Origin of the sequence: Curtobacterium salicis (assembly GCF_011759505.1) — a bacterium.
In the GTDB taxonomy this organism is placed as follows: Bacteria; Actinomycetota; Actinomycetes; order Actinomycetales; family Microbacteriaceae; genus Curtobacterium; species Curtobacterium salicis.
On record NZ_JAAOYO010000002.1, the window covers coordinates 112,329 to 129,730 of the forward strand.

The window sequence follows — 17,402 nt, forward strand, 5'->3', positions numbered from 1 at the left end:
CGGGGCGAGCCACCCGGTACGGGCGGAAGTCGTGTGGTGTGGCTGCCGCGTGTCGTGGCCGTCGCACCGGTGTCCACCACGGGCCGCCGTGGCCCGCAGCACGCCGGATCGGTCCGGCAGGCCGCATCGGGGCCCAGGTGCGGGCCGATTGCTCGATGTGACGGTCTGCGCGGGAGTCCGGCGGCGTCTCACGCACGCCACCCATCCCGGAGGAGGACCCCCGGAGAACGTCCTGGAGGTCTGACCTGCCAGGCGACGCGGCTGCGGCACGCACCGGCCAGCGACCGGTCGTCGCGGCAGGGATCGACGCGACATGCGAGCACGCCGTGCGTGCGCGCTCAGTTTACTCCCCAGCCACCGACGGAGGCGACTCTCCACACCCCGCGCGTGGCGTGCCTCCCGGCCGGGAGGCGACCCGACGGACCGGACACGATCTAGACGCGCGGAGCCGACCGCGGTCGGCCACCACCGGACGGGAGGCTCGGGGCCGGTTCCGCCAGTGCGGCCCGCGTCGCCGCCAGCAGCTGTTCCGCCGTCGCGATCCCGTTCGCCGACCCGGTGGTCGCCTGCCCGCCCGCGTGCGCGAGGAGCTGCGCACCGATCGCCGGCCCGAGGCGCTCGGCCTCCTGCGGGTTCCGGGCCGCCCAGTCGCGGGCGACGGCGTCGGCGAGGCGTTCGGCAGCCGCACCACGCTCGACGTCGCCCCGAGAGCGGTGCCACAACCCGGTGACGACGAGGTGCGCGACGACCGCACCGACGTCCCGGACCGGGTAGCCCCACCCGGCGGTGTCGATGTCGAGCAGGCCGGAGATGCGCCACGGCTCGTCCTCGTCGACGAAGACCTGCTCGAGGTGCAGGTCGCCGTGCACCACCTGCTTCTGCGCGGCCGTCCAGCCGATCGACCGGCGACCGATCGCGTCGTACAGGCGGTCGATCTCCTCGGCGTCGCCGGGCAGTGCCGCCGTCAGGGTGCGACGGTGCCAGTCGGCGTGGTCCATCGCGTCGGCGCGGGCCTGCTGCGTCATCGGGACGGCCGCGATCCGACCGCTGAGCGCGGCGAGCGAGGCGACGAAGCGCGGGTCGTCGGCGATCTCCACGATCCGACTGCCGGCCGGGACGCCCCGGACCAGTTCGAGGACGAGCAGCCCGTCGCCGCGGCTCGACAGCACGCGCGGCACCGGCAGGCCGGCGGCGGCGAACTGCTCGTGGGTGCGGACGATCGGCGCGACCCGGTGCGGGCGGACGATCTTGATGAACAGGGTGCGCTCGGCTGCGTCGACCCGGACCACGGCCCGCTTGCCCGGCCGGTACGCGGCGACCGTCAGCGTCGGGTCGGTCACCGGCATGCCGAGGGTCGTCAGCAGTTCGGCGACGGCGTCCCGGTACGTCACCTGCGGCAGGACCGGCAGACCCGGGTCGTTCGGGTACGCCCACACCGACACCGGATCGCCCGTCGCGGGGTCGGTGACGATCGCGCTGTTCTGGTCGTGCGTCCCGCCGGTGTCGACGTAGGTCAGGACGGTGGCGCGCTGGCCGTTCCGGTCGACGGTGTCGACCTCGTAGCCGTACAGGTAGCCGTTGCCCGACGGTTCGACCGAGTGCGCGCGCGCGGCCACGACACTGGTCCCCGAGCCGGCGAAGGCCTCGGGGATGACGCGCTCATGGTTCGGCCACACGGCGACAGTCAACCGTGTGTCCGCGGATTCGTCGCGTTGCCGACCGGCTCGGCGTGCGGGTCCTGGCTAGCGTGGAGGGGTGAACCCGGTCAGGCGCCTCCGCAGCTCGAGCCGCACCCCGTTCCTGCAGGTCGTGAAGACCGCGGTGGCGGTGGTCGCTGCGGTGCTGCTGTGCGAGCTCCTGATCCACGGACCGTTCCCCACCTTCGCCGCGATCGCCGCCCTGCTCGTGGTCCAGCCGAGCATCAACCAGTCGTTCGTGAAGGGCCTGGAACGCAGCGCCGGGGTCCTGCTCGGGGTGGTCCTGGCGACCGGGGTGCACCTGCTGCTCGGCGACGCGGTGTGGATCGTCCTGCTCGTCGTCGTCCTGGCGATCCTGCTCGCCTGGGCCCTGCGCCTCACCCCGACCTCGGCGACCCAGGTCGGCATCAGCGGCATGCTCGTCCTCACCGCGGGGGTCGTCACCCCGAACTACTCGGCGGACCGGATCCTGGAGACCGTGATCGGTGCCGTCGTCGCCCTCGCGGTGAACGCCGTCATCGTGCCGCCGGTGCTCCTCGGACCGGCGCACCTGGCCGTCGCCCGGCTCGCACGGGACACGGCTGCGGCGTTCGAGCGCATCGCCGTCGGACTGACCGAGGGGTGGGAGCACGAACAGTGGGACCAGGCGCTCCGGCAGGCCCGGGCGCTCCGCGCGCAGCACGGCCGGACCGAGGCCGCACTCGGCTCGGCGCAGGACTCGCTCGCCATGAACCCCCGCGGCGGCCGGCACCGGACGGTCCTGCAGCGGGACGTCGCCGTCGCCGAACACCTCCGCGTCCTCGTCACGCGCGTCACCGGCATGACCCGGGCGATCCGCGACAACACTGCGCCGGACCTCCGGGCCGACCCGATGGTCGGACGGATCGCCACCGAGGTCGCGCGTGTCGGCGCCGACGTCCGGCGTCTGGGTGCGCAGGTCGAGTCGGCCCGGCTGACCCCCGGCGAGCTCGCCGAGGGTCCGGAGGAGCCGGAGCTCGAGCACGCGCTGACGGCGCCGCTCGCGGTCGTCCGGCCGAACTCCCGACACTGGGTGCTCATCGGAGCGCTGCTCGAGGACGTCCGGCGCGTCCGCGAGGAGCTGCTCGGCGAGGACGACTGAGCGCGGCCCGGTCGGACCGGCACGGCGCAGCGCAGCCAGGCACGACCAGGCACGGCCAGGCACGGCCAGGCACGGCCAGGCGCAGCGTGGCGGCTGGGGCCTCGCCGGTCAGCGGACCGGTTCCTCCATGCCGCACGCGGCCTGGCGTGCCGCGTCGAGGACGTCCGCCCACACCCCGGCCGCCGGCCACGACGGGTCGGAGGTGACCACCTCGACGGCGGCGAACCGATCGATCTCGGCGACCACCGCCTCCCGGCCGGCGGTGCGCGCTGCGCGCCCCGCACTGTCCGGCACGGCGGTGTGCAGGTCCGCGACGACGCGGTCGCGATGTGGTCCGTCGAGCGGACCGAGACTGACGACGCCCTTCCAGGCGGAGTCGAGTTCGGCGCGCAGGCGGACGATCTCCGGATGGTCCGGGTCGTGCATGGTGCCCCCAAGTACAGGACGGTCTGTCGGGTACAGCGTCCGGGCCGGAGCATAGCAACGCGATGGGTCGGTCAGTACCGGCGGGTCTCGACCTGTCCACGGGGCGCAGCACCGGGCCGGTCTGCTGTGACGGTGTTCAGCCGTCACGGGTGCCGATCCGCCCGCAGGTCCCGGTTCGGTGCCACGATGGGTCGCGGGAGGTCCAGATGCGCTTGTTGGTGGTCGAGGACGATGACGAGATGCGCGCGCTCATGGAGCGCGGGCTCGCCGCAGAGGGGTACCGCGTCACCGCGGTCGAGAACGGCGTGGAGGCGCTCATCGCCCTGGGCGAGCAGGCCTACGACATCGCCGTGGTCGACGTGATGATGCCCGGCATGTCCGGCTTCGAGCTCGCTCGACGCGTCCGCGAACGAGAGGACCCGGTCCGGATCCTGCTCGTCACCGCACGCGACGCCGTCGACGACCGCGTGTTCGGACTCGACGCCGGCGCCGACGACTACCTCACCAAGCCGTTCGCCTTCGCCGAACTCACCGCACGACTCCGGGCGCTCGGCCGCCGGGAGCCGGTCGGGGCACCGCGCACCATCGAGGTCGGTGACGTCTCGATCGACTCCGAAGCCCGTCGTGTCTCGATCAAGGGCCAGCGGGTCGCCATGAGCCCGACCGAGTTCGCGCTGCTGCGGTTGCTCGCCCGGTCGGTCGGTACCGTCGTGGACCGCCCGAAGATCCTCGAAGAGGTCTGGGACGGCTCGCAGCACGTCGACCCGAACGTCGTCGAGCAGTACATCTCGTACCTGCGGAAGAAGCTCGTCGCGCAGGAGGCGACCGTCGCCATCAGCACGGTCCGCGGCCGCGGCTACCGGCTCGACCTCATCGGCGCGTGACGACCGCGTGACGCGGTCGGACGGGGCAGCACCCGGGCGGCGCACCGGGTGGTCGCTGCGGTCACTCTCGCTGCGCTCGCGCATCACCATCGGCTCCACGGTCATCGCGGCCGTCGTCATCGCCCTGCTCGTGCTCGTGATGCGCCTGCAGGTGGTCAGCGTGGTCGCGCGGGCCACCGAGACCCTGCTCGACGCCGACACGGACCCGTACGTCGCCACGCTCGAGGTCGACAGCGACCCGAACCTGTCCCCGCCGGGCAACGCCCAGTTCGTCGCCGTCGTCTCCCCCACCGGCGACATCACCCTGTCGTCGATGCCCGGGCGACTCGAGCAGGCACTCGGCAGCCTCCGGACCACCCCGGCCGGCACCTCGGTGATCGAGGTCGGCGGTTCCCAGTACCGGGTCGTCATCGAGCACCCGGTGAACCAGGCCGGACGCTGGACCGTGGTCGCCGCCCGCAACTCGCAGGCCGAGGCGATCGTGGTCGACGACCTCACCACGACCCTGTCCTTCACCGGGCTGGCGATCCTGGTCGCCTTCGGCGTCGCGTCGTGGGTGCTCGCGACCACGGCACTCCGCCCCGTCAACCGGATGCGTCGCGAGGCCGAACGGCTCTCCGTCGCCCCGGAACGCGCCGAACTGCCGGTCGGCCCCGCACAGGACGAACTCGCGTCCCTGGCGACGACCCTCAACGCCTTCCTCGCCCGGACCCGCCAGGCGACCGAGCGCGAACGCCAGATGGTGTCCGACGCCAGCCACGAGCTGCGCACCCCGCTCGCGATCCTCACCACCCAGCTCGACCTGGCGTCCCTGGACCGGGACGACGCCCAGGCCCTCGCCGCGCACATCGAACGCGCCAAGAACAGCGTCGCCCGGCTCTCCAGGCTCGCGAACGACCTGCTCACGCTGTCCCGGATCGAGGAGTCGGAACGGCGTTCGGCGGACGGCGCTCCCCAGACCGCCACGGCGTGGTCGGACCTCGGCGACGAGGTGATGGCCGCCGTCGACCGCGTCCGGCTCATCGCCAGCGCCAAGGACGTCACGGTGGACTTCGAACTCGACCCGCCGGTCGCCGTCGGCGGCTCCGGCCCGGGCATCGGCGGCGGCACGGTGGAACCGCAGTACCGACTCGACACCGGTGGCATGGCGCAGCTCGTCACGAACACCGCCGGCAACGCGGTCGCGGCACTCCCCCGCGGCGGCAGCGTCGTGGTCACCTGGCGGACCACCCCCGGCGAGGGTGTGCTCCAGATCACCGACGACGGCCCCGGCGTCCCGGAGTCGTTCGTCCCCGTCGCGTTCGACCGGTTCACCCGTCCCGACGAGGCCCGCACGTCGCGACGCGACCCGGTCGCGGCCTCCGGCGGCATCCCGATGCCGGGCGGCTCCGGCCTGGGACTCGCGATCGTCCGTGCGGTCGCGGAACGGGCGGGAGGCTCGGCCACCCTCCGCAACGTCCCGACCGGTGGGCTCGAGGTCACCATCCGCGTCCCGGAGGTACGGACGGACCCGGGCCCGGCCCGCTGACCACGCACGGGGAGGTCGGGACAGGCACCCGGCGTCGGGCGTCGGCTCGTCGCGAGTCCGCTCATCGGGAGTCGGCTCATCGGGAGTCGGGCACTGGGAGTCGGGTCATCGGGAGTCCCGCTCACTGGAAGTCCCGCGACCGGGTCCGGACCGCGAGCGGCAGGTGCTCGATCCGGTCCGCGACCAGGTTCACCACCCCGTCCGGTGAGCGTTCGAGGATCCCCCGGACGACGACCGCCGGCGACTCCCGAGCCACCCGCCGGTACCTCCCCCACACGCCGACGCTGCAGATGACGTTCACCAGCCCGGACTCGTCCTCGACGTTGAGGAAGGTGATCCCCGACGCCGTCGCCGGGCGCTGCCGGTGCGTGACGATCCCGCCGACCTCGACGCGCCGGCCGGTCTCCGCCGTCCGGGTGTCCTCGACGCTGAGCACCCCGCGGTCGGACAGCCCCGGACGGAGGTGTCCCATCGGGTGGTCGTCGGTCGACATGCCCGTCGACCACATGTCCGCGATCAGGACGTCCCCGCTCGTCATCTGCCCGAACAGCGGCGGCTGCACGACGACCTGGGTGTCCGGCAGCTGATCGGCTCGCTCGGCCGCCGCCTGCGCCGCCGACCACATGCCGGCACGGCGGTCGATGCCCAGGGACTCGAAGGCGTCGGCGGCGGCGAGCGCCTCGAGCTGCGCCGTGGTCAGACCGACTCGCCGGGCCAGGTCGGACATGTCCGTGAAGGGCCCGTTCGTCCGTCGTTCGGCGACGATGCGCTCGGCACTGCGTCGTCCGAGCGAGGCGACCTCGGCCAGCCCGAGCCGCACGGCGAACGCGCCGTCCCGGCGGTGGGCGGCGGTGTCGTCCGCGGCGTCCCGGTCGAAGGGCAGCACGGGCGGCTGCTCGGTCTCGAGGCACGCGTCCCCCAGGCCACCAGGGGCGTGACCGGCGGCACGGTCGGGGTCCTCGGTCGGCTCGAGGGTCGCGTCGACCTCGGACCGCAGGATGTCCGGCCGCAGCACGCGGACACCGTGCCGCCGGGCATCGGCGACGAGGGTCTGCGGTGAGTAGAAGCCCATCGGCTGCGCCCGGAGCAGTGCCGCCAGGAACGCTCCCGGGTAGTGCAGCCGCATCCACGCGCTGGCGTAGACGATGAGCGCGAAGCTGATCGAGTGGCTCTCCGCGAAACCGAAGTTCGCGAACGCCTGGATCTTGGCGTAGATGGCGTCCGCGTCCTCGCCGTGGATGCCGTTCTCCGCCATGCCCCGGTAGAGCTTGTCCCGGAGCCGGTCGATCTTCTCGAGTCCGCGCTTGGACCCCATCGCCCGGCGGAGCAGGTCGGCGTCGTCCCCGGAACAGTTGCCGACCGCGATCGCCATCTGCATGAGCTGCTCCTGGAACAGCGGCACGCCGAGTGTCCGTTCCAGCACCGGTTCGAGGGCCGGGTGCATGTAGGTCACCGGTTCCTCGCCGGTCCGGCGACGGATGTACGGGTGGACCGCGCCGCCTTGGATCGGCCCGGGACGGACCAGGGCGACCTCGATGACCAGGTCGTAGAACCGGCGGGGCAGCAGCCGGGGCAGCGTGCCCATCTGCGCGCGGGACTCCACCTGGAAGACCCCGATCGTGTCCGCACGGCAGAGCTGGTCGTAGACGCCCTGCTCTTCTTTCGGGATGGAGTGCATGTCCCACCGCTCCCCGCAGTGGTCGGCAGCCAGGTCGAACGAGTACTGCAGCGCGGCGAGCATGCCGAGCCCGAGCATGTCGAACTTCACCAGCCCCATGTAGGCGCAGTCGTCCTTGTCCCACTGCAGCACGGTCCGGCCGTCCATCCGGGCGTGCTCGATCGGCACGACCTCGCCCACGGGCCGGTCGGTCAGGACCATGCCGCCCGAGTGGATGCCGAGGTGCCGCGGGAAGCCGAGGACCTGCTGGGCCAGGTCGACCACGGGCTCCGGGATGTCGTGGTCCTGGCTCTCGGTGACCGATCCCCACCGCTCGACCTGCTTCGACCAGGCGTCCTGCTGTCCGGGGCTGTGGCCGAGTGCCTTCGCCATGTCCCGCACGGCGCCCTTCGGCCGGTAGGTGATGACGTTCGCGACCTGTGCGGCGTTGAACCGGCCGTACTTGTCGTAGACGTACTGGATCACCTCTTCCCGCCGGTCGGAGTCGAAGTCGACGTCGATGTCGGGCTCCTCGTCGCGCATCGACGACAGGAAGCGTTCGAACGGCAGTCCGTACCGGATCGAGTCGACCGCGGTGATCTCGAGCAGGAAGCAGACCGCCGAGTTCGCCGCGGACCCACGACCCTGGCAGAGGATCCCCCGGCTCCGGGCGAACTGCACCATGTCGCGCACGATGAGGAAGTACCCCGGGAACCCCTTGTCCTCGATCACGGACAGCTCGCGTTCGATGCGCTCCCGCTTGTGCGCGTCCACCCCGTCGGCGTCGCCGGGGTAGAAGCGGCGGGCTCCGCGCCAGGTGAGGTCGCGCAACCAGCTCATCGGTGTGTGGCCGTCGGGCACGTCGAGGTCGGGCAGGCCGGGCTTCGCCGTCCGCAACGCGAAGCCGAGCTCGTCGGCGAGCTCGACGCTCCGCTCGACCGCGCCGGGCCACCGCGCGAACCGCCGTGCCATCTCGGCACCGGAGCGGAGGTGCGCGGTGTCGGCCGCGGGCAGCCACCCGTCGATCTCGTCGAGACTGCGGCGGGCGCGGACGGCGGCGAGGGCGGTCGCGACCGGGAACCGGTCCGGGGTGGCGTAGTGCACGTTGCCGGTCGCCACGACGGGCAACGCGTACCGGTCGGCGAGGGCCGCGAGGACGTCGTTCCGGGCACTGTCGAGCGGGTCTCCGTGGTCGGACAGCTCCACGACGACGTTGCCGGTGCCGAACCGGTCCAGCAGCGCGCGGAGGGCGTGCTCGGCCGCGCTCTCCCCGCCGCGCTCGAGGGCCTGGCGGACGCTGCCCTTCCGACACCCGGTGAGCACCCGCCACCGACCGCCGGAGCGTTCCGCGAGGTCGTCGAGGTCGTACCGCGGACGTCCCTTCTCGGAGCCCGCGGCGAGGTGCGCGGCCGTCACCGCGCCGGCCATCCGGTGGTACCCGTCCTGCCCGTCGGCGAGGAGCAGCAGGTGCGAGCCCTCGGGGTCGGGCACGCCGTTCTGCGGCTCGGTGAGCCCGAGGGACAGTTCGGCCCCGTAGACGGTGGTGATGCTCGGGTACGTCTCGGCGACCTCGGCCATCCGTGCTGCCCCGTAGAAGCCGTCGTGGTCGGTGATCGCCAGTCCGCGGAGACCCAGGCGTGCGGCTTCCTCCAGCAGGTGCTCCGGCGGGCTCGCCCCGTCCAGGAAGCTGAAGGTCGAGTGCGCGTGGAGTTCGGCGTACGGGACGGCCGGCGGTGCGTCCGGTGTTGCGAGGTCCGCCGGCCGGTACGGCGCACGCTTCCGGGACCACGCGGGGCTGTCCCCGCCGTCGCCCTCGGGAGTCGTGCCCGGACTCCGCTTGTCGGAGAGGGCACGCTCGAACTGCGACCACGGGATCGGTGGGTTGTCGTACCCCATCAGGAACCGTCCTTCACGTCGCGATCGCCTCTGCCCACCAGCGGTGGTCGGCGAGGACCAGGTACCAGGCACGCCCGTCGGCGTCCACGAGCTGCAAGCGGTGCAGCCGTCGTCCGCCGGACTCCCACCAGCGCACGACGAGCGGCCACGGCCCCGCCCACGCCGTGACGGGGGCGAACCGTCCCCCGCGGTCGCCCTCGGACCGGAACCGCTCGGGTTCCCCGGTCAGGGTGCCGCGGTCGTCGACGTCGACGGACCCACCGTCCGCCGTCACGACGTCCACCGGCCGGGGACGTTCCAGGACCGTCGCCGGCGGCGGCCCGGGGAGCCTGCCCGGCCACGGACGGTCCCGCACCACCGCCAGGGCGCGCTCGCCACCGGTGGGGGTGTCTCCCCACGGCACGAGCACGATGCGCTCGGCCAGGGTCCGCCCGCCACCGATCCGGGGTGTGACGACCCCGTCGTGTCCGACCATGCCCTGCACCCGGGCCAGCCCGTGGTGGACCCGCTCGTCCGGACCGGAGCCCCAGAGGCCGCGTTCGTGGTTCGCCAGGTCGTCCACCGCGACGGGCTCGAGCACGACCGTGGTCACGGGGGCCTCGAGCCCGGTCGGGTCGACCCCGCCCGCGAGTTGCCAGCGCACCCGGTCCACCACGTCCGCGGCGTCGAACCACCGCGGGTGCGCCCAGACCCGTTCGAGCAGGACGTCCCGCTCGTCGACGATGCCCACGCGGATGGTCGTCGCGACCAGCCCCGCCGCCCGGAGCTTCGCCGCGAACTCGTCGGCGGAACGGCGGAAGGCGAACGCGATCTGGTCGGCCCGGTCGAGGGGCGGCTCGAAGGACGCCTGGACCTCGAGGTCGGGCGGGACGTCCCGCGCGGAGACCTCCCGCGGATCCCGACCACCGGCGAGTCGGTGCAGGAACGCCCCGGGCACGCCGAAGCGGTCGCGGACCTGCTCGTCGGTGAGTGCGGCGAAGTCGCCGAGCGTCGTGAGGCCGAGACGCCCGAGGACCATCGCGAGGTCGGGGTCGCCGAGCACCCCGAGGGGCAGCGGGGCGAGGAACGAGCCCGATCGGCCGACCGGCACCATCCGGACCCGCTCGCCCGGTCGGGTCGGCCGTGCCCGGGCTGCCTGCTCCGCTGCGAACGGGGTGTCCGCCACACCCGCTCGCACGCCGGGTGCGCCGTGGTCGGCGGCGATGCCGGCCAGGATCGTCGCGGCCGCCCGTTCCCCGCCGTGGTAGCGCGCCGGCCCGCGGGCACGGAGCGCGATGGTCCCCGGGCGCAGCACCTCCACCCCGGGTGCCGCGGCTTCGATCGCGCGGATGACCGGTTCGAAGGCACGGTGGTCGAGGGCGTCGTCGTACGGCTGCGTGACCAGGTCGGTGCAGCGCGCCTGTGCTTCACGGACCCGCAGACCGCGGACCACCCCGACCTGTCGCGCCGAGGCGGAACTGGCGAAGACCAGGCCCTTCGCGATGAGGGCGAACGGCTGTTCCGGCGGCGCACCGGCAGCCCGGGCGGCCGCGATGACGGGCCAGTCCGGGCACCAGAGCACGATGGTCCGGGTCGGTGGGGGCTCCGGCAGACCGGCACCCCGGCTGAGCGCGTCGGCCCGGACGACCCCGGCGTTCGGCAGCCCCACCCGGGCCCCGGCCGATCCGGCTCCTGGCAGCACGGCACCAGCACGCGGCCCCGAGGCCGTCGCCCGACGTCCGCGGGGGCTCACGACGCCACCGCCACGGGGCGCAGGACCCGTCCGCCGGCCGAGGCCGCCACCGGCACCGCCGCGCGCACCGAACCGTCCGCCGCGGGCAGCAGCAGCTCGGTGCTGGTCGGTCGGACGGCTCCGGCCCGGCCCGACGCCGTGACGGTCACCCGGCGTTCGGTGAGGTACCCGTGCCCCTGGCCGATGCCGCTCCAGTGCGACTCGGTGACCCGCAGGGTGACGTCCGCTCCGGGCCAGGACCCGAGCGCGACGAGGGCGGCTCCGCGCTGCCGGAGGCGTGCGGAGAGCCGGGCGACGTCACCCGGCACCACGCGGCCCAGGGGTCGGGTGAGGACGATCTGCGCGACGTCGGCGAGGGCCGCGGTGACCGCCAGCCACTGGTCGCCCGGGTCCGGCACCAGCACGAGTCGTTCCAGGTCGATGCCGGCCGCGGCTGCGGCTTCGACGCCGAAGGACGGCACACCGACCACGGCACACCAGGCTCCGGCCGCGGAGGCCGCCTGCAGCATGGTCTGGGCGAGCAGCACCGACTCCGGCACCGAGTAGGTCCCCCCGGCCCGGATGGCACCACCCGGCAGCAGCGGCGCGAGGGCATCGGCGGTGGGCAGCCCCTCGGTGTCCACGCGGGTCGCTTCCATGTCGGCGACCCGGGAGCGCAGCGAGGTGATCCGGTCGAGTGCCGCCCGTGCGGCACCGACGTGGTCGGAAGCGCGGACACCGGCAGCACCAGCACCAGCACCAGCGTTCCGGGCAGCGCCGTTCCGCCCGATGTGCTCCCGGTCCCCGCGTCCGCGGTCACCACGCTCATCGGGCGACCGGAGTGCCGCCGCCGTCTGCATGCCCTCATATTCGAACATGTGTTCGATCATGTCAACCAGCACCGACATCCGGTGGACAACCGGTCGAACACCCGTTCGAGTGACCAGGAGGGCGGACTACCAGCGCGCCACGGCACCGATCCCGCCGAGCACCGACCGCGTCTTCGTCTCGACCTCGTCCGCCTCGTCCGCCGCCGTGGAGGACCACGTCACCGCACCACCGGCCCCGAGGGACCGGCTCCGCACACCGCCGTCCGGACGGAGGACCGTCACCAGTGTCCGGATCGCCACCGACAGATCGACCGCACCGCTCGCCGAGAAGTACCCGATCGCCCCCGAGTAGACCCCGCGCGGTGCCCCTTCCAGACGGTCCGCGATCGCCGTGGCGCTGCGCTTCGGCGCGCCGGTCATCGACCCCGGTGGGAACGCGGCGCGCACCACCGCGGCCCGGGAGGCGCCTCCCGGCAGCACGCCGGCGACCGTCGACACCAGCTGGTGCACACTGGCGTAGGTCTCGACGTCGCAGAGCCGCTCGACGTGCACCGAGCCCGGGCGCGCCGTCCGCAGCAGGTCGTTCCGCAGCAGGTCGACGATCATCACGTTCTCGGCACGGTCCTTCGCGCTGGCGGCGAGCTCCGCGCGTGTCGCGGCGTCCGTCACCGGGTCCGGGTGGCGGGGACGGGTGCCCTTGATCGGTTCGGCGAGGACGCCCCCGTCGGCGTCGATCCGCAGGAACCGTTCGGGTGAGCGGCTGGCGATCCGCAGGTCACCCCAGCGCAGGTAGGCGCCGAACGGGACCGGGTCACCCGCGCGCACCCGCCGGTACTCCGCCAGGTGGCGGTCGTCCCCACCGCTCGGCGACGCGTCCGGCACGGCGAAGGCGGTCGTCAGGCACACCTGGAACGCGTTGCCCTCGCGGATCTCGTGGCGGCACGCGTCCACCGCGTGTTCGTAGGCGGCGCGGCGGACGCGCCCATGAGCCTCCCGGACGGCACGGGTGCCGGTCCCGTCACCGACGGCCCCGCCGCTGGCCGGGAGGCGCGGGCGTGCCGCCGTGACGTCGTCCTGCGTCGTCGACGCGCGCACCTCCGCCAGCCACGCCCGGTTCGCGCCGGAGGCCTCCGGCGCGTCGTCGTCCACGAGGGCGACCGCCCAGGCGGAACCGTCGGCGCGGACCAGGACGGCGCGGTCGACGAACCGGAGGTCGGCGTCGGCGTGTCCGTCGGCGGTCCGGTCGGGTCCGTCGACCTCACGGCCGAGTTCGTAGCCGAGGAACCCCACCCAGCCGAGGGCGAACGCGCACCCCGGCAGTGGTTCGTGGAGCGTCGGGGTGCGTCGCAGCAGGTCGTCGAGGACGGCGAAGGCCGGGCGGTCCTCGGTCCGGGCCGGGCCGAACCACCGGACGGCGGCGTCGGACGCCGTGACGTGGGCGACCCGGTCCTCGTGCCGGAGCCGGGCACCGAAGGGTCCGTCCGCCACCGCGAGGACCGACCACGCCGCGCGCACGGACGCTGCGGCCGGCGACCCGGCGGGCAGCGCGGAGTCCAGCCACACCAGGTCCGCGGTGCTGCCCCGGGCGAGCTCGCCGAGGTCGGGCACGTCGGCGAGCCGCTGGACCGCGATCCGCGGCGACTCCGCGGGACGGTCCGGCGTGACGCTCAGACCGCCGAGATCGTCCATGTGGCGGCGTGCGCGTCCCCGGGCTCGAGCACGACGAGGCCCGCATCGACGTCGTCGGCGAAGGCATCGGTGTTGAAGGCGTTCGGGGCGCACGTCATCGGCTCGACGGCCAGGCCGGAGCGGTGGTACTCGGGGACGACGTGGTCGGCGGTGTGCACCTGCGCCCACCCGCAGTCCGTGCCGAAGGCGACGCGGACGCCGTGCCCGTCCGCGGCGGTGACGGTGATGGCCGCGATGCCGTCGGTGTCGCGGTCGAACCCGGTGAAGGCGTGGTCGATGAACCGGCTGCCGATCGGCGTCGGTCGGCGGAGGTCGAACTCGTCGTGCACCGGCACCAGGTCGGTCGGGATGAGCCGGTCCTCGGTGACCTCGAGCACCTCGGCCGCGGGGAGCGTCAGCGTCCAGTCGTCGACCGTGCCGGCACCGGCGACGAGGTACGGGTGCGGTCCGGTCCCCCATGGAGCGCGGTCGTCCCCGGTGTTCGTGCCCGTGATGGTGGTGTGCAGGCCGTCGGCGTCCAGGCGGTACTCGACCCGCACCTCGACGCGGGCGGGGTAGCCCTCCTGCGGCTGCACCGTGGTGGTGAGGACGACCCGGTCCGCGTCCTGCTCGACGACGACGAAGTCGGTCCACGCCACGAGACCGTGCAGTGCGTGGGAGCGCTTCGGCTCGGTCAACGCGAGCTCGTGCTCGATGCCGTCGAAGGTGTACCGGCCGTCGACGACGCGGTTCGGCCACGGGGCGAGGACGGCGCCGCGGAAGACCGGGCGGACGTCGTCGGCGTCGAACGTGGTGATGAGGTCCCGACCGTCGTGCCGCAGTGCCCGCAGGGTCGCTCCCACGCTCGCGATGTCGGCGGTGTACCCGCCGGAGGCGATGGACGTCTGGGTTCCGGACCGGGGCGCAGCGCTGCTCATGCGCTCAGCGTATCGGGCGGCCGAGGACGACCGACACGACCGCGGAACGGCGAAAGCCCCGGCACTCGAAGAGTGTCGGGGCTCAGCGTCTGGGTGGATCTGAGGGGACTCGAACCCCTGACCCCCTGCATGCCATGCAGGTGCGCTACCAGCTGCGCCACAGACCCAGAACATGTACGACGAAGCGAACCTGACCGGCTTGCTCCGTTCCCCCGGTTCCCCGGAGGCACCAGTACAGCGTACACCACGCCAACACCGGGTGACGAAATCGTCCCCGCCACCCGGGCGCGTCGCGCTGGCGACCGGTGTCAGGCCGTCTGCTCGGCGGCCTGCGACTGGTCGGCCGGCAGCTCGAGCGGGATGACCGGGCAGTCCGACCAGAGGCGCTCGAGGGAGTAGTACTGACGCTCTTCCTCGTGGAAGACGTGCACGACGATGTCCCCGAAGTCGATGAGTGCCCAGCGGCCTTCGCTCCGGCCTTCGCGACGCAACGGCTTCGCACCGGCCTGGAGCAGACGGTCTTCGATCTCGTCGGCGATGGCGAGCACGTTGCGCTCGTTCCGGCCGGTGGCGAGCAGGAAGACGTCCGTGAGCTGGAGCGGTCGGGTGACGTCGAGGGCGACGAGGTCCTCGGCCTGCTTGGAGTCGGCCGCTTGAGCGGCGATCTGCGTGAGTTCGAGTGCGCGAGCGGAGGCGGTCACGGATTCCTTCCGGTGGTCATCCCGACGGAGGCGTCGTGATGTTCATGATGGGACACGATCATAGGCCAGACCGCCGACACGTGGGTCGGCCCTGCGGGCGACGCCCGCAGGGACCCGGGCTCGGTCAGGAGCCGAAGAAGTTCGTCGCGACGAGCGCGACGACGATGACGCCGGCAGCGACCACGCCGACGGCACTCGCGGCGACGGCCAACACGACCGGCGTCTTCGAGTCCTTCGGCTTGGCGGCGGCGAGCACGACCTGGCGGGTCGACGTGTGGCTCGAGACCGCACGGCTGGCGCGGACCGGGCTGGCGTCCGTGTCGGGCTGCTCGTCGTGCTGCTCGAGCAGGCGGTCGACCTCGGCGCCGTCGATCGGCCGGTGCGACCCGGTCGACGAGAGCGACGACGGCAGGTCGATCGACCCGGTGAGGATCACCTCGCCGGTGGCGTTGAGCGCACCGGTCGGATCGGCCAGGGCCGAGTTCGGCAGGATCAGCGCGTTCGTGTGTGACTCGGCGACGCGGCGCGAACCGGTCTCCTCGTCGTGCACCTCGGCGTCGTTGGAGTCGTGCGCGAACGTCGACCAGTGGCCGGCCGGAGCCTGGAAGGCCGTGGTGACGGGCTTCGGCTCGCGCGGCGCGTCGGAGGACGTCGGACGCGGAGTCGATCCCGGCTGCGTGGCGGACTGCGGACGCGACACGGGAGCGTCCGCCGGCACCACGACCGGGACCTCGTTCGTGTCGTCGTCGTCGAGGTCGAGCGGGAACACACCCGGGGCTGCGGCGGGCAGTTCGGCAGCCGGCGCGGCGACGTCGTCGTCCGCGGCCATGATGGCGTCCGGGTCCGCGTCGTGCGGCGCCCACGTGGTGCGGTGCTGGCGGGGTTCCTCGCCGTGCGCCGCGGCTTCCTCGAGGGGCTCGATGGCGTCCGGCGAACCGTCGGCAGCGGTGGCCTGCTCGACGGCAGCGGGCTCGAGGTGGCTGATCTCGGGGTTCGGGTCCTGCCAGTGCGAGGACTCGTCGTCCTCGGAGTCAGCGGACGCCCCAGCACGGTCCCCGTCGGGCTGCACGGCGTCGGTCTGCTCGGCGCCGGCCTGCTCGGCGCCGGCCTGCGCGGTGGCAGCCTGTGCAGCGTCGGTGTGCTCGTCTCCGTCGGAGCCGTCCGCGCCGTCGGCGACCACGCCAGGGTCACGGGTCGCGTCATCGCCCGCGTCGGACCGGTCGTCCGTCGGCCCGTCGAACCCGAGGGGCACGAGCGACGAGGACTGCGCCCCGATGCCGGCGGCTGCGGCTTCGACCGGGGTCGACAGCGGCGGGACCTGGGCGTCGGGAGCCGGCCCGGAGCCCGGGTCCGTCAGCGTGCCCAGGACGTCCTGGACGGTGCGGTCCGACGACTGCGGTGTCGGGTTCTGCAGCGGGACCGGACGGCCACCCTGCTGCTGGGCCTCGCGCAGCAGCCGGAGCTGCCGGCGGGACATGCCGCCGGTGCCGGGGACGATCTCGGTCGCAGAAGCGGGAGGCACGTCGGACACACCGGTGACGGTGCCCGCGGATCGCGGTGCGGCCTGGGCGGCCGCGGCGGAACCGGGCGCGACGTGCGAACCGGGGCGACGACGCGCCTCCGGCGAGGTCGAGGCGGCGACGACGGTCGGCGGCGGCGTCGCGGGCTGGGCACCGCCAGAGGCGGCGCGTTCGCGCTCACGCATCTGGCGCCGCGACAGCGGCGGCTGCGCGTCGGACGGACTCATGCAACGCTCCGATACAGATGGTGCTTCGAGATGTACTGGACGACGCCGTCGGGCACGAGGTACCAGACGGGGGACCCGCTCCGCACCCGGTCGCGGCAGTCGGTCGAGGAGATCGCCAGCGCGGGGACCTCGAGAACACTAACGTCCCGTTCTGGGAGTCCGGTGATGCTCAGCTGGTGACCGGGTCGGGTGACGGCGACGAAGTGCGCCAGGTCCCACAGACCGTCGTGGTCCTTCCATTCGACGATCTGCTGGACCGCGTCCGCTCCGGAGATGAAGACGAGCTGCGCGTCGGGCCGCTGCTCGTGCAGGTCGCGGAGGGTGTCCACCGTGTAGGTCGGGCCGGGGCGGTCGATGTCCACGCGGCTGACCGTGAACATCGGGTTCGACGCGGTCGCGATCACGGTCATCAGGTACCGGTGCTCGGCGTCCGTGACGCCGGACTTCATGTAGGGCTGGCCGGTCGGTACGAACACGACCTCGTCGAGGTCGAAGTGCTTCGCGACCTCGGACGCCGCCACGAGGTGACCGTGGTGGATCGGGTCGAACGTCCCGCCCATCACCCCGATGCGCGGCCGACCCGTGCTCTCGAGCATCGG

13 protein-coding genes and 1 tRNA gene are annotated in these 17,402 nt (G+C 73.4%); 3 read left to right on the plus strand and 11 right to left on the minus strand.

The window, feature by feature from the left end:
- Positions 1-434: 434 nt before the first annotated feature.
- On the minus strand, positions 435-1,676 hold the full coding sequence (locus E9228_RS04895) for a phosphotransferase (RefSeq protein WP_166779504.1): 1,242 nt from the start codon (positions 1,674-1,676) through the stop codon (positions 435-437).
- A 79-nt stretch (positions 1,677-1,755) separates the two neighbouring features.
- On the opposite strand from E9228_RS04895, the gene E9228_RS04900 reads away from it, so the two are divergent.
- Positions 1,756-2,817 carry an aromatic acid exporter family protein gene (locus tag E9228_RS04900; protein ID WP_166779505.1) on the plus strand — a complete coding sequence of 354 codons (1,062 nt, stop codon included), beginning with the start codon at positions 1,756-1,758 and terminating at the stop codon, positions 2,815-2,817.
- Positions 2,818-2,925: 108 nt separating this feature from the next.
- Here E9228_RS04900 and E9228_RS04905 read toward each other — a convergent pair whose 3' ends face one another.
- Entirely contained in the window at positions 2,926-3,243 is a 318-nt protein-coding gene (locus E9228_RS04905; protein WP_166779506.1) for a hypothetical protein, read from the minus strand.
- Between the two features lie 206 nt (positions 3,244-3,449).
- Between E9228_RS04905 and E9228_RS04910 the strand changes: the two genes are divergently transcribed.
- Positions 3,450-4,127 carry a response regulator transcription factor gene (locus E9228_RS04910; RefSeq protein ID WP_110903965.1) on the plus strand — a complete coding sequence of 226 codons (678 nt, stop codon included), beginning with the start codon at positions 3,450-3,452 and terminating at the stop codon, positions 4,125-4,127.
- Positions 4,128-4,134: 7 nt separating this feature from the next.
- Positions 4,135-5,655 (plus strand): ATP-binding protein, encoded by a 1,521-nt coding sequence (locus E9228_RS04915; protein WP_166779507.1) that lies wholly within the window; start codon positions 4,135-4,137, stop codon positions 5,653-5,655.
- A 121-nt stretch (positions 5,656-5,776) separates the two neighbouring features.
- Here the strand turns inward: E9228_RS04915 and E9228_RS04920 are convergent, their stop codons facing one another.
- The 9 genes from E9228_RS04920 to nadD form a co-directional block, all read right to left on the minus strand.
- Positions 5,777-9,208, minus strand: coding sequence for an error-prone DNA polymerase (locus E9228_RS04920; protein ID WP_166779508.1), 3,432 nt, complete (start codon positions 9,206-9,208; stop codon positions 5,777-5,779).
- 13 nt (positions 9,209-9,221) lie between these two features.
- Positions 9,222-10,856 (minus strand): DNA polymerase Y family protein, encoded by a 1,635-nt coding sequence (locus tag E9228_RS04925; RefSeq protein ID WP_341849772.1) that lies wholly within the window; start codon positions 10,854-10,856, stop codon positions 9,222-9,224.
- A gap of 80 nt (positions 10,857-10,936) precedes the next feature.
- Positions 10,937-11,797: a hypothetical protein gene (locus E9228_RS04930; protein ID WP_252727772.1), complete on the minus strand. Its 861-nt coding sequence runs from the start codon at positions 11,795-11,797 to the stop codon at positions 10,937-10,939.
- Between the two features lie 78 nt (positions 11,798-11,875).
- Positions 11,876-13,438, minus strand: coding sequence for an anthranilate synthase component I family protein (locus tag E9228_RS04935; RefSeq protein WP_166779509.1), 1,563 nt, complete (start codon positions 13,436-13,438; stop codon positions 11,876-11,878).
- Complete coding sequence (locus tag E9228_RS04940) at positions 13,417-14,355, minus strand: aldose 1-epimerase family protein (protein WP_166779510.1); 939 nt, start codon at positions 14,353-14,355, stop codon at positions 13,417-13,419. Before E9228_RS04940 ends, E9228_RS04935 begins: the two co-directional genes overlap by 22 nt.
- A gap of 94 nt (positions 14,356-14,449) precedes the next feature.
- Positions 14,450-14,522: transfer RNA gene (locus E9228_RS04945), tRNA-Ala, on the minus strand.
- A 141-nt stretch (positions 14,523-14,663) separates the two neighbouring features.
- Complete coding sequence (rsfS, locus tag E9228_RS04950) at positions 14,664-15,056, minus strand: ribosome silencing factor (RefSeq protein WP_166779511.1); 393 nt, start codon at positions 15,054-15,056, stop codon at positions 14,664-14,666.
- A 124-nt stretch (positions 15,057-15,180) separates the two neighbouring features.
- A complete protein-coding gene (locus E9228_RS04955; RefSeq protein WP_166779512.1) occupies positions 15,181-16,803 on the minus strand; it encodes a hypothetical protein in 1,623 nt (540 codons plus the stop codon).
- Positions 16,800-17,399, minus strand: a complete 600-nt coding sequence (gene nadD / locus E9228_RS04960) for a nicotinate-nucleotide adenylyltransferase (RefSeq protein WP_166779513.1) — start codon at positions 17,397-17,399, stop codon at positions 16,800-16,802. Before nadD ends, E9228_RS04955 begins: the two co-directional genes overlap by 4 nt.
- Positions 17,400-17,402: the final 3 nt, after the last annotated feature.